We start from the raw sequence: 12065 nt of genomic DNA, 5'->3' as shown, positions 1-12065 counted from the left end.
ACCCCTCGCTTGCGCTCGGGATGGCAGGCCTTCCGACCTACAGCCAGCGCTTCCGGCGCTTGTAGGACTTCAGGTTCTTGAACGACTTTCGTTCCTTGTCGCCGCCCAGGTAGAATTCCTTGACGTCTTCGTTGTTGACCAGGTCTTCCTTGGCCCCGTCCAGGACGATCTTGCCCGATTCCATGATGTAGCCGAACTGGGCGATCTTCAGCGCCATGCGGGCGTTCTGCTCCACCAGCAACATGGTGATGCCGGTCTCGGCGCAGAGCGTCTCGATGATGGCGAAGACCTCTTTCACCAGCAGGGGCGACAGGCCCATGGAGGGCTCGTCCAGCAGGATCATCTTGGGCCGGGCCATCATGGCGCGGCCGATGGCCAGCATCTGCTGCTCGCCGCCCGAGAGATAGCCGGCCAGGCCGGTGCGCTCCTTCAGGCGGGGGAAGTAGTGGAAGACCTTCTCGATGTCGTCGCGCACGGCGGCGCCGCCGTCCTTGCGGGTGAAGGCGCCCAGGCGCAGATTCTCGATGACCGTCATGTCCTCGATGATGCGCCGGCCCTCCATCACCTGAAAGATGCCGCGCCGGACGATGTCTTCCGGGGCGCGGTTGGCGATCTCCTCGCCCATGAAGGTGATGTTGCCGCGGGTCACCTCGCCGTCCTCGGTGCCCAGCAGGCCCGAGATGGCTTTCAGCGTGGTGGACTTGCCGGCGCCGTTGGGGCCCAGCAGGGTAACGATCTTGCCCTTGGGCACGTCCAGGCTGACGCCGCGCAGCACCAGGATGACGTCGTCGTAGACCACCTCGATGTTGTTCACCGAGAGGAGGATTTCTTCCGGGGCAAGCTTGACAGCGGGTTCACCCATGGCCGTATCCATTTTCCGTAAAGAGTAATGACGGGGGGCGGCGTGACCGCCCCCGCTTCAAGCGATTTACCAGCCCAGCCATTCCTTGCGGCGCGGAATGTCGGCGGTATAGACCTGCTTCATGCCGATGGTGCCGCCCTTGGTCGAGGCCTGATAGACCTTGACCGTGGTGGTGCCGCGATGGTCGTCGGCGGTCCAGGTGGACGGCAGGCAGACGCCTTCAAGCCCGGCCGGGACCCAGTCCTTGGCATGGGTTTCCATGGCCTTCTTGATGGCGGGGCCGGTGATGGGGCCGCTTTGGGCCGCCATCTCCATGGCTTCCTTCATGTAATAGACCGAGCAGATGGCACGGATGTAGTGCACCGGGCGGGGTTCATTGCCGCTGGCGTCCGAGACCTTGGAAATCTCGCGCACCAGCTTCATGCCGGGGGTGTCGTCGCTCCAGGTGGAGGCGCCCACCACCCAGACCAGCTTGTCGGCGGCGTCGCCGGTGGCCTTGAGCGAGCCCTCGTCGGTGCCCCAGATATTGGCCAGGAACTGGGTGGTGACGCCCACGGTCTCGCACGACTTCAGCAGCGAGATGGTCGAGCCCGAGGTGTTGCCCAGATAGGCGTAATGGGCGCCGGATTCCTTGAGCGACAGGCACTGGGCCTTGAAGTCGCCGGGCTTCAGCGAGTACTGGATCTCGTTGCCGACCTCGAAGCCCAGCTCCTTGGCATAGGCGCCGCAGGCCATCTTGGGGGCGTTGGGATAGGGGTGGTTGTCGCCCATGTGGACGAATTTCGGCTTGCCGGTGCCGCCCTTCTTCTTCCAGTCCTCGTGCGCCCACTGGACCAGGCCGCGGCAGGCGTCGGAATACGACGGGCCGTAGAAGAAGTTATACGGCGCGCCCTTGACCGAGGTCTTGCCCTGCGGGTCGGTCAGGTGGCCGGAATAAGACGCCGAGAAATAGGGGATCTCGTCCTTGGCCACGCTGCTGACCAGCGCTTCGGTATCGCCGGTGCCCCAGCCCTGGATGGCCGTGGCCTTCTCCGAGCCGGTCAGCTTCTTGTAGGCGGCCATGGCGCGCGGCACCTCATAGGCGTAGTCGACGGTCTCGAAGATGATCTTCTTGCCGGCCACGCCGCCATGGGCGTTGATGTAGTTCATGGCGTCGGCGATGCCCTGGCCATAGGGCTTGCCCACCGCCGAGGTGGCTCCGGTGATGTCGGCGATGTGGCCGACCAGGATGCCGTCGGCGGCCAGGGCGGCCCCGGCGGACAACAGGGCCAACGCGGCCGTTCCGGCGAACAGAGTATGCTTCATCGTGTGATTCCTCCCATGAATCGTTGGTTCGAGTTCAGCGTCTTGTTCTTGGTTTTGTTGGTCAGTACGAGAACGGATACAGCTTCCAATAAGACTTGATCAGGCGCCAGCGGTGAACCAGCCCATCGGGCTCGAAGATCAGGAACAGCACGATGGCCAGGCCGATGGTGGCCTCCTTGATATAGGCCAGGGCGCTGGTCAGGGCCGGAATGTCGCCGGTGAAGTGCTTGACCGTGCTGACGGCGGCCTCGGTGGCTTCGGGCAGCAGCACCATGAAGGCGGTGCCCATCAGGGTGCCCATCACCGAGCCCATGCCGCCGATGATGATCATGCCGAGGAACTGGATGGACAGCAGGATGGTGAAACCCTCGGCCGAGACATAGCCGAGATAGTGGCCGTACAGCGCGCCGCCCACCCCGGCATAGAACGACGAGATGCCGAAGGACAGGATGCGGTACTTGGTGAGGTTGATGCCCATCACCTCGGCCGAGAGGTAGTGGTCGCGCACCGCCACGAAGGCCCGGCCGTCGCGGGTGCGCAGCAGGTTGGTGCCCAGCACGTACATCACCACCACGAAGACCAGAACCACGTAGAAGAAGCCCTTGTCGCCGCCCACCTCATAGCCGAACAGGCTGATGGGATTGGCCATGGCGCCCGAGGACCCGCCGGTGAACCAGTTGGCCCGCGCGAAGAAGTCTTCCAGGATGAACTGGGAGGCGAAGGTGGCGATGGCCAGGTACAGGCCCTTCAGCCGCCCCGCCGGAATGCCGAACAAGAGGCCCAGCAGGGTGGTCATCACGCCGGCCAGCGGAATGGCCAGCAGCACCGGCACCCCGAACGTGTTGTTCAGCCAGGCCGAGGCGAAGGCGCCGAAGCCGAAGAAGGCGGCGTGACCGAGCGAAATCTGGCCGGTGCAGCCCACCAGGATGTTCAGGCCCAGGGCGGCGATGCCGTAAAAGCCGATCTGGATCAGCAGCGCCAGCAGGTAGTTGCTGAGAACCAGGGGCGACGCGGCGGCCAGCAGGATGCCGGCGATGCACCAGTTCCTGGACGCGGGCGTCAGGAACATGGTGGTGTCGGCCGCGTAGGTGGTCTTGAACTGGCCGCAGGGAATGAGGCTGCTGGAAATCATTGCCATTTCCCCTTCATGTCATTCTCCCCGGGAACCGTCATCCCGAGCGAAGCGAGGGATCTCCGCCCGGACTCATGGCGCCGATTCGGACATGTCGTGCCAGACTGAGATCCCTCTGTCGCCAAGGCTCCCTCGGGATGACAGGCACGAATTTTGAGTGACAGGCTATTGCGCATCACACCCTCTCGATGGTCTTGGTGCCGAATAGGCCGTAGGGCTTGATCATCAGGATGATGACCAGGACGTAGAACGGCGCCACGGTGTAGAGATTGCCCAGGTGCAGGTACTGGCCGTCGGCGTATTCCGCCAGATTCTCCAGCACGCCGATGATCAGGCCGCCCAGCACCGCGCCGATGATGGAATCCAGGCCGCCGACGATCACCGCCGGGAAGACCTTGATGCCGAAGAACGACAGGGCCGAGGACACGCCGTTGACCATGCCCACCACCACGCCGGCCAGGGCCGAGACCATGGCCGAGATGGCCCAGGCGGTGGCGAACACCGCCTTGACCGAGATGCCCAGGCTTTGCGCCACTTGCTGGTTGAAGGCGGTGGCCCGCATGGCCAGACCCATGCGCGAGTACTTAAAGAACCACGCGAACAGGCCCATGATGACAATGGAAACCACCAGGCTCATCAGATAGGCGGGCTGCACCGACAGGCCCAGGATGTCCACCGACTTGACCGGGAAGATCTCGGGGAAGGGCTGGGCCCACACGCCGAAGATGGACTTCATCACCGCCTGGAAGAAGATGGACAGGCCGATGGTGACCATGATCACCGAAATCACCGGCTCGCCGATCAGCGGGCGCAGCACGATCATCTGCAGCGCGATGCCGAACACCATCATGAACAGGAAGGTCATGGGGAAGGCGACGTAGAACGGCAGGGCCATGCTGGTGACCAGCCACCAGCAGGTCCAGGCGCCGATCAGCAGGAACTCGCCCTGGGCGAAGTTCACCACCTGGGTCGATTTGTAGATCAGCACGAAGCACATGGCGACCACGCCGTACAGCGTGCCGACGATCAGCCCGTTGACCAGGAGTTGGAGAAGCAGAGAGGAACCCATGTCGTGTTCTCCTATTCCGCGGCCAGTTGTTGGGCGGGGGGCGGCAGCAGGGTGACGACCTTCAACTCGGTCTTGACCCGTGTGGTGGTGCCGTCCTGGAAGGTGATCACCGCGTCCACGGGGACCATGGCACGGTCGGCGTACATGGAATCGATGATGTCGCCGTACTTGTCGTTGATGACGCCGCGCCGCACCTTGCGGGTACGGGTCAGCTCGCCGTCATCGGCGTCCAGTTCCTTGTAGAGCAGCAGGAACTTGCGGATGCGCTGGGGCTCGGGAAGGGTGGAATTGACCTTCTCCACCTCGGCCTGCAGCAGCTCGTAGACCTGTCCTTGAGCCGACAGATTGGTGTAGTTGGTGAACGAGATCCCCTTGGATTCCGCCCATTTGGACACGATGGAAAAACGGATGCAGATCAGCGCCGAGAGATAGGGCTTGGTGTCGCCCAGGATCACCGCCTCGGCGATGAAGGGCGAGAACTTCAGCTTGTTCTCGATGAACTGAGGCGAGAAGCGCACGCCGTGTGACGTGGTGGCCAGGTCCTTGATGCGGTCGATCACCACCAGATGGCCGTTGGCGGGCTTGATGTAGCCGGCATCGCCGGTCTTCAGCCAATTGCCGTCGACGATGTCGGCGCCGGAGGCTTCCGGATTGCGGAAGTAGCCGGTGAACATGCCGTCGGTGGTCGCCACGATCTCGCCCACCCCGTTGGCGTCGGGATTGTCGATGCGCAACTGGGCGTCGTCGAAGGGAATGCCCACCGAGTCGAAATCGATGTCGCCTTCCCGGTGCACGGTATAGGCGCCGGCCAGCTCGGTCTGGCCGTAGATCTGGCGCAGCGGCACGCCCATGGCCAGGAAGAAGCGGAAGGTGTCCGGCCCCAGCGCCGCGCCGCCGGTGGCCGCCGACTTCAGGAACGAGAAGCCGATGCGGTCCTTCAGCGCGTCGAACAGGATCCAGTCGGCCAGCTTGGAGCGCTTGCCGGCGTCCAGCGCCTTCATGCCCAGCTTCATGCCCAGATCGAACATCCATTGCTTGAAGCGGGTGGAATCCATCATGCGGGCGCGCACGTCGGCGGCGATGCCTTCCCACATGCGCGGCGCCAGCAGCACGAAATTGGGGCCGATTTCCCGCATATCGGCCATCATCGTCTCGGGCTCCTCGACGAAGTTGACGATGTTGCGGCAGATCAGCGGCTGGGCCACGGCATAGATCTGCTCCATGATCCACGGCAGCGGCAGCACCGAGACATAGTCATCGCCCGCCGCCTTGGGGTCGGCGCGCAGGTACGCGGTGGAGTGGCGCAGGAACGGCCCGGCCTGCAGCATGGCCAGCTTGGGGTTCGACGTGGTTCCGGACGTGGTGCACAGAATGGCCACGTCGTCGCCCTTGCCCTTGCCCACTTCCTCGTCGAAGCGCGACGGATTGGAAGCCGCGATCTGCTGGGCCTTGGCCTTCAGCTCCTCGGCCGAGATCAGGCGCGGGTCCTGGTGCTTGCGCATGCCGCGCGGATCGAAATAGACAATGTGGCGGATGGTGGGGACTTCCGCGGAAATCTCCAGCAGCTTGTCCACCTGCTCCTCGTCCTCGGCCAGCACCACCGCCGCCCCGGTATAGGACAGCAGGTAGGCCACCTCGGCGTTCATGGAATCATGGTAGATGCCGAGACTCATGGCGCCCACCGCATGGGCGGCCACCTCGCCCCACAGGCTTTCAGGGCGGTTCTTGCCCAGGATGGCCACCACGTCGCCGCGGCTTACGCCCAGGGCCAGCATGCCCAGCGCCAGGTCCTTGACCCGGTTCAGGTAGTCGGACCAGGTGAAGGCGTTCCAGATGCCGAATTCCTTTTCCCGCATGGCGATTTCGCCGGGCCAGCGCTGGGCGTTGTGCACCAGGGCCTTGGGAAAGGTGTCGTGAATGGAGGTGTCGAGGTACTCGCTCATCACGCCACGTCCTCGTCTTCGTCGATGCCCAGATAGGCGACCTTGACCCGTTCGTTGTTCATCACCTCGTCGGGCAGGCCCTCGGCGATCTTGCGGCCGAATTCCAGCACCATGACCCGGTGGGAAATGTCCATGACCACGCCCATGTCGTGCTCGATCATGATCACCGTCATGCCCCATTCCTCGTTGAGGTCGACGATGTAGCGGGCCATGTCCTCTTTCTCTTCGAGGTTCATGCCGGCCATGGGCTCGTCCAGCAGGATGACCTTGGGCTCGACGGCCATGGCGCGGGCCAGCTCCACCCGTTTCCGCAGGCCGTAGGGCAGGGTGCCCGCCACCGCCTTGCGGATATGGGCGATCTCCAGGAAGTCGATGATGTCTTCCACCTTGCGGCGGTGGGCCAGCTCTTCCTTGCGCGCCCCGCTCAGCCAGTACAGCGCGCCGGTGGCGGCGTTGTTGCCCAGCAGGTGGTGGCGGCCAACCATGATGTTGTCGAGAACGCTCATATGGCCGAACAGCGCCAGATTCTGGAAGGTGCGGCCCAGGCCCAGCGTGGCGCGCACATTGGGCGACAGTCCCGTCACGTCGCGGCCATCCATGAACACCCGGCCCGAGGTCGGCTTGTAGCGGCCCGACACGCAGTTGAGCATGGAGGTCTTGCCGGCGCCGTTGGGGCCGATGATGGAGAACAGCTCTCCCTTGTTGACCTGGAAACTGACCTCGGTCAGCGCGCGCACGCCGCCAAAGGCCAGCGATACGTCGCGTACTTCCAGAACCGGATTATCCGTCACGGACATCGTCTATCGCTCCCGAACCGGAGGAGGCGCCTGTGCGGCGCGGCCTCCGAACCACCCTGTACCCGGACCCTTCTTGGCGAGGGTCTCATCAGTGAAAACGAGCATACGTTTTTTTAATTGCCGTGCAAGCCTTGATTGACCGCCCTTCCGTCCCTGTCATTCCGAGCCGCGGGCGAGGAATCTCCGTCTGGGGCGATGGTGCCGGGACGGAGCCGCCATGCCAGGACGAGATCCCTCGGCGTCGCTCGGGATGACGGGGGGAGGGGCGCTCCCATCAGGCCTTGCCGCGCAGCATGTGGATGATTCCCGAGAAATCCAGGCCGCCCTGGCCCATTCCCGCCATCATGGCGTAGAGCTGGGCGGCTTCGGCGCCCAGCGGAATGGAGGCGCCGGCGGTCTGCGCGGCCTCCACGGCCAGCTTCAGGTCCTTCAGCATCATGGCGGCGGCGAACCCCGCCTTGTAATCGCGGTTGGCTGGCGAGGCGGGCACCGGGCCGGGCACCGGGCAATAGCTGGTCATGGACCAGTTCTGACCCGACGACTTGGACGAGATGTCGAACAGCTTCTGGGCGTCCAGGCCCAGCTTCTCGGCCAGGGCGAAGGCCTCGCAGGTGCCGATCATCGAGATGCCCAGCAGCATGTTGTTGCAGATCTTGGCCGCCTGGCCGTTGCCGGGGCCGCCGGCATGGACGATGGTCTTGCCCATCACCGCCAGGATGGGCTCGGCGCGGGCGAAGGAATCGTCGGCGCCGCCCACCATGAAGGTCAGGGTTCCGGCCTCGGCCCCGCCCACGCCGCCGGATACCGGGGCGTCGATCAGGGCGTGACCGGCCCGGGAAGCCTCGTCGGACAACAGTCGAGCGGTGGCCACGTCGATGGTCGAGGAATCAATGAAGAGGGTGCCCTTGCTTGCTGCGGCGAACAGGCCGCCTTCGCCCAGCATCACCGACTTCACATGGGCTCCTGCCGGCAGCATGGAGACCACCACCTCGGCGCCCCGGGCGGCATCGGTGGCCTTGGTGCAGGCGGTGGCGCCGGCCTCGGCGGCGGCGGCCAGGGCGGCTTCGGACAGATCGAAGGCAGCCACCTTGTGCCCGGCCTTGATCAGGTTGCGCATCATCGGCGCGCCCATGTTGCCCAGACCGATGAACCCGATGCTCGCCATGTGAAGCCTCCCTGTCTGAATAGAGTGTGTTAGGTGGTCAGCGCCCGGCCGATGATCACCCGCATGATCTCGTTGCTGCCTTCCAGGATCTGGTGAACCCGCAGATCCCGGAAATAGCGCTCGATGGGGTATTCCTTGATGTAGCCGTAGCCGCCGTGCAGTTGCAGCGCCGCGTCGGTGACGGCGAAGCCCACATCGGTGGCCATGCGCTTGGCCATGGCGCAGTGCACCGTGGCCTGGGGCGACTTGGAATCCAGCGAATGGGCGGCGCGATGGATCATCAGCCGCGCCGCCTCCAGTTCGGTGGCCATGTCGGCCAGCTTGAACTGGGTGGCCTGGAAGGCGCTGATGGCCTGGCCGAATTGTTGTCGCTGGCCGGTGTACTCGATGGCGTGCTCCAGGCAGGCCCGGGCGCCGCCCAGCGAGCAGGCGCCGATATTGATGCGGCCGCCGTCCAGGCCCTTCATGGCGATCTTGAAGCCGTCGCCCTCGGCGCCGATGCGGTTGGCCACGGGCACGCGGCAATCCTCGAAGATCACGCTGGCGGTGGGCTGGGTCTTCCAGCCCAGCTTCTTTTCCTGCTTGCCGAAGGACAGGCCGGGGGTGCCGGCCTCCACCACCAGGCAGGAGATGCCCTTGGGGCCGGGGGCGCCGGTGCGCACCATCACCACATAGACGTCCGAGCGCCCGCCGCCCGAGATGAAGGCCTTGGTGCCGTTCAGCACATAATGATCGCCGTCGCGCTCCGCCTTGGTGCGCAAGGACGCGGCGTCGGACCCGGCATTGGGCTCGGTCAGGCAGTAGGAGGCGAATTTGCGCATGGAACACAGGTCGGGCAGGAAGCGGCGGCGCTGCTCCTGATCGCCAAAGCTGTCGATCATCCACGCCGCCATGTTGTGGATGGAGATATAGGCGGCGGTGGACGGGCAGGCGGCGGCCAGTTCCTCGAAGATCAGGGCGGCGTCGAGACGCGACAGCGCCGAGCCGCCCACATCCTCGCCCACATAGATGCCGGCGAAGCCCAGCTCGGCGGCCTTGCGAAGGGTGTCCTCGGGGAAGATGCCCTCTTCGTCCCAATGGGCGGCATGGGGCGCCATCTCGCCCACGGCGAAATCGTGGGCGGCCTGACGAAAAGCCTCCTGGTCCGGGGTCAGTCCGAAATCCATGCGCTTCGTATCCCTGATCCGGAGTCTAACGCCCCGGTTGTTGCAGACGAGGGTACCCATCAATGGCCCCGATGGGTATGGAATTATCACAAGGGATGCGCCGGGTCCATCTCTTGTATACGTGATACACAGATTTTGTGTCCGAAGAGCGGATTGCCCTTAGACAGTGTCGGCGGGAGATGTATACTCGGCACCGCCACATCAGGGGTTTGGAGGCCCGATGAACGAGCAAAAAAAGCCGGCGACCCGGGCCGACGAGATCCGTCAGGTGATCGAACGGGAGATCTTCCAGGGTCTTTTGCGCCCCGGCACCCGCCTGGACGAGGAGAGCCTGGCCACCCGCTTCGGCCTGTCGCGCACTCCGGTGCGCGAAGCCATCCTGCAACTGGTCTATTCCGGCCTGGTGGTGAAGAAGCCGCGTCAAGGCGCCGTGGTGGCGCCCCTGGATCTGCACCGCATGGTGCAGATGTTCGAGGTGATGAGCGACATCGAGGGGCTGTGCGCCCGCTATGCCGCGCGCCGCATGTCGCCGGAGGAAAAGTCCAGGCTTTCCGCCATGGTGGCCGAGGCCGGAACCCTGTGCGAGGCCCGCGACCTGGACGGCTATTACGCCCTGAACCGCGCTTTCCACGACGCGGTTTACGACGGCAGCCATAACGAGGTGTTGAAGGAGATGGCGCGGTCCCTCTATGCCCGCCTCGCCCCCTATCGCCGTTATCAGCTCAACCATCCCGGCCGCATCGACGGCTCGCTGGCCGAGCATGCCGAGGTGGTGGCGGCCATCGAATCGGCCGATCCCGACCGCGCCCAGGCGGTGATGCGCAAGCATGTCACCATCCAGGCCGACATCTTTTCGGAATTCGTGTCCATCATGAGCTAGTGTTGTATCCGAGAAAGGCATTTCTTGGATACAAAATGGTGGCGCGGGGCATGCCCATATGGTATCGCCGTAATCAGGCTTTGATGACAAAGGGGCGCGCCCAGATGACCGACAACCTGTTCGAGCTGTTCCGCTCGCGCTTTCCCGCCGACCGGTCCCGCCCTTTCATCGAGGTGCCCGGCGGGATCACCGTCAGCTACGGCGATATGGAGGCCATGAGCGCCCGCTACGCCCATGCCCTGGTGGCGGCCGGGGTCAAGCCCGGCGACCGGGTGGCGGTGCAGGTGGACAAGTCGGCCGAGGCGGTGGTGCTCTATCTCGCCTGCCTGCGCTCCGGCGCGGTGCTGCTGCCGCTCAACACCGCCTATCAGGCGGGCGAACTGGAATACTTCCTGTTCGACGCGGCGCCTTCCGCCGTGGTGTGCCAGCCCAGCCGCCTGGCCGAGCTGGAGGGGCTGGCCGTCGCCGCCGGCATCGGGACCTGCGTCATGACCCTGGGGAGCCACGGCGACGGCACCCTGCCCGAGCGGGCCAAGGGCCTGTCCGAGACCTTCGCCACCGTGCCGCGCGGCGGCGACGACATGGCGGCCATCCTGTATTCCTCCGGCACCACCGGGCGGCCCAAGGGCGCCATGATGAGCCACACCAATCTCGGCTCCAACGCTCAGACCCTGCACGACCTGTGGGGGTTCCGGCCCGACGACGTGCTGCTGCACTGCCTGCCCATCTTCCACACCCACGGGCTGTTCGTGGCCATCAATTGCGTGCTGCTGAACGGCAGCCCCATGATCTTCTGCCCCAAATTCGACGCCGAGCAGGCCATCGGCTTGCTGAAACGCGCCACGGTGTTCATGGGGGTGCCCACCTTCTACACCCGCTTCCTGACCAGCCCCAATCTCACGCCCGAGGCGTGTTCCCACATGCGGCTGTTCATCTCGGGCTCGGCGCCGCTGCTGGAAGAGACCTTCAACGCCTTCAAGGACAAGACCGGCTTCACCATCCTGGAGCGCTACGGCATGACCGAGGGCGGCATGTTCACCTCCAACCCGCTGGTTGGCGACCGCCGGGCGGGGACGGTGGGCTTTCCCCTGCCCGACGTTCAGCTTCGCATCACCGGCGAGGAAGGTCAGGTGCTGCCCCAGGGCGAGGTGGGCATCATCGAGGTCAAGGGACCCAACATCTTCAAGGGCTACTGGAACATGCCCGAGAAGACCAAGTCCGACTTCACCGAGGACGGCTTCTTCAAGTCGGGCGACGTGGGCGTGGTGGACGCGCGGGGCTATGTCTCCATCGTCGGCCGGGCCAAGGACCTGATCATTTCCGGCGGCTACAACGTCTACCCCAAGGAGGTGGAGGACTTCATCGACCGCCTGGCCGGCGTGGTGGAATCCGCCGTGGTCGGCATGCCCCACCCCGATTTCGGCGAGGCCGGGCTGGCCATCGTGGTGGCCGAGAAGGGGGCATCCCTGACCGCCGAGGGCGTTATCGACTCCCTGAAGGGCCGCCTTGCCAATTACAAGGTGCCCAAGCTGGCGGTGGTGGTGACCGAACTGCCGCGCAACGCTATGGGCAAGGTGCAAAAGAACGTGCTGCGCGATAGCTATGCCGCGATGTGGAAGGCCAATCTGTGAGGTGCCGTGTCATCCCGAGCGCATGCGAGGGATCTCCCGTCCGGCGCGTCGGTGCCAATTCGGACAAGCCGTCACAGACTGAGATCCCTCGGTCGCGTTGCTTCCTCGGGATGAC

Annotated in this window: 10 protein-coding genes; 2 read left to right on the top strand and 8 right to left on the bottom strand. The window is 64.7% G+C overall.

Annotated elements, in window-relative coordinates:
- Positions 1–37: 37 nt before the first annotated feature.
- The 8 genes from AMB_RS18185 to AMB_RS18150 all read right to left on the bottom strand — a co-directional run bounded on the left by AMB_RS18185 (position 38) and on the right by AMB_RS18150 (position 9439).
- Positions 38–862 carry an ABC transporter ATP-binding protein gene (locus AMB_RS18185; protein WP_011385951.1) on the bottom strand — a complete coding sequence of 275 codons (825 nt, stop codon included), beginning with the start codon at positions 860–862 and terminating at the stop codon, positions 38–40.
- A 66-nt stretch (positions 863–928) separates the two neighbouring features.
- Positions 929–2167 carry an ABC transporter substrate-binding protein gene (locus AMB_RS18180; RefSeq protein WP_011385950.1) on the bottom strand — a complete coding sequence of 413 codons (1239 nt, stop codon included), beginning with the start codon at positions 2165–2167 and terminating at the stop codon, positions 929–931.
- 61 nt (positions 2168–2228) lie between these two features.
- A complete protein-coding gene (locus AMB_RS18175; protein WP_043745123.1) occupies positions 2229–3299 on the bottom strand; it encodes a branched-chain amino acid ABC transporter permease in 1071 nt (356 codons plus the stop codon).
- Between the two features lie 175 nt (positions 3300–3474).
- Positions 3475–4368, bottom strand: a complete 894-nt coding sequence (locus AMB_RS18170; protein ID WP_011385948.1) for a branched-chain amino acid ABC transporter permease — start codon at positions 4366–4368, stop codon at positions 3475–3477.
- 11 nt (positions 4369–4379) lie between these two features.
- Complete coding sequence (locus AMB_RS18165) at positions 4380–6311, bottom strand: long-chain fatty acid--CoA ligase (protein WP_011385947.1); 1932 nt, start codon at positions 6309–6311, stop codon at positions 4380–4382.
- A complete protein-coding gene (locus tag AMB_RS18160) occupies positions 6311–7108 on the bottom strand; it encodes an ABC transporter ATP-binding protein (RefSeq protein WP_011385946.1) in 798 nt (265 codons plus the stop codon). The genes AMB_RS18165 and AMB_RS18160 overlap by 1 nt, the downstream gene beginning before the upstream one ends.
- 274 nt (positions 7109–7382) lie before the next feature.
- On the bottom strand, positions 7383–8273 hold the full coding sequence (gene mmsB, locus AMB_RS18155; RefSeq protein ID WP_011385945.1) for a 3-hydroxyisobutyrate dehydrogenase: 891 nt from the start codon (positions 8271–8273) through the stop codon (positions 7383–7385).
- Positions 8274–8302: 29 nt separating this feature from the next.
- Positions 8303–9439: an acyl-CoA dehydrogenase family protein gene (locus tag AMB_RS18150; RefSeq protein ID WP_043745120.1), complete on the bottom strand. Its 1137-nt coding sequence runs from the start codon at positions 9437–9439 to the stop codon at positions 8303–8305.
- A gap of 220 nt (positions 9440–9659) precedes the next feature.
- On the opposite strand from AMB_RS18150, the gene AMB_RS18145 reads away from it, so the two are divergent.
- Together AMB_RS18145 and AMB_RS18140 are read left to right on the top strand one after the other, a co-directional pair.
- A complete protein-coding gene (locus AMB_RS18145; RefSeq protein WP_011385943.1) occupies positions 9660–10319 on the top strand; it encodes a GntR family transcriptional regulator in 660 nt (219 codons plus the stop codon).
- 104 nt (positions 10320–10423) lie between these two features.
- Positions 10424–11950 carry a malonate--CoA ligase gene (locus tag AMB_RS18140; protein ID WP_043745116.1) on the top strand — a complete coding sequence of 509 codons (1527 nt, stop codon included), beginning with the start codon at positions 10424–10426 and terminating at the stop codon, positions 11948–11950.
- Positions 11951–12065 lie beyond the last annotated feature (115 nt).

Source organism: Paramagnetospirillum magneticum AMB-1, assembly GCF_000009985.1.
Taxonomy (GTDB): Bacteria; Pseudomonadota; Alphaproteobacteria; order Rhodospirillales; family Magnetospirillaceae; genus Phaeospirillum; species Phaeospirillum magneticum.
The sequence above is the reverse complement of the archived record's forward strand: the minus strand, read 5'-3'. Positions and strand labels throughout refer to the sequence as shown.

Coding starts and splice junctions, on each gene's coding strand:
- AMB_RS18185 (WP_011385951.1), bottom strand. CDS start 862: ATGGGTGAACCCGCTGTCAAGCTTGCCCCGGAAGAAATCCTCCTCTCG.
- mmsB (WP_011385945.1), bottom strand. CDS start 8,273: ATGGCGAGCATCGGGTTCATCGGTCTGGGCAACATGGGCGCGCCGATG.
- AMB_RS18165 (WP_011385947.1), bottom strand. CDS start 6,311: ATGAGCGAGTACCTCGACACCTCCATTCACGACACCTTTCCCAAGGCC.
- AMB_RS18140 (WP_043745116.1), top strand. CDS start 10,424: ATGACCGACAACCTGTTCGAGCTGTTCCGCTCGCGCTTTCCCGCCGAC.
- AMB_RS18145 (WP_011385943.1), top strand. CDS start 9,660: ATGAACGAGCAAAAAAAGCCGGCGACCCGGGCCGACGAGATCCGTCAG.
- AMB_RS18175 (WP_043745123.1), bottom strand. CDS start 3,299: ATGATTTCCAGCAGCCTCATTCCCTGCGGCCAGTTCAAGACCACCTAC.
- AMB_RS18170 (WP_011385948.1), bottom strand. CDS start 4,368: ATGGGTTCCTCTCTGCTTCTCCAACTCCTGGTCAACGGGCTGATCGTC.
- AMB_RS18180 (WP_011385950.1), bottom strand. CDS start 2,167: ATGAAGCATACTCTGTTCGCCGGAACGGCCGCGTTGGCCCTGTTGTCC.
- AMB_RS18150 (WP_043745120.1), bottom strand. CDS start 9,439: ATGGATTTCGGACTGACCCCGGACCAGGAGGCTTTTCGTCAGGCCGCC.
- AMB_RS18160 (WP_011385946.1), bottom strand. CDS start 7,108: ATGTCCGTGACGGATAATCCGGTTCTGGAAGTACGCGACGTATCGCTG.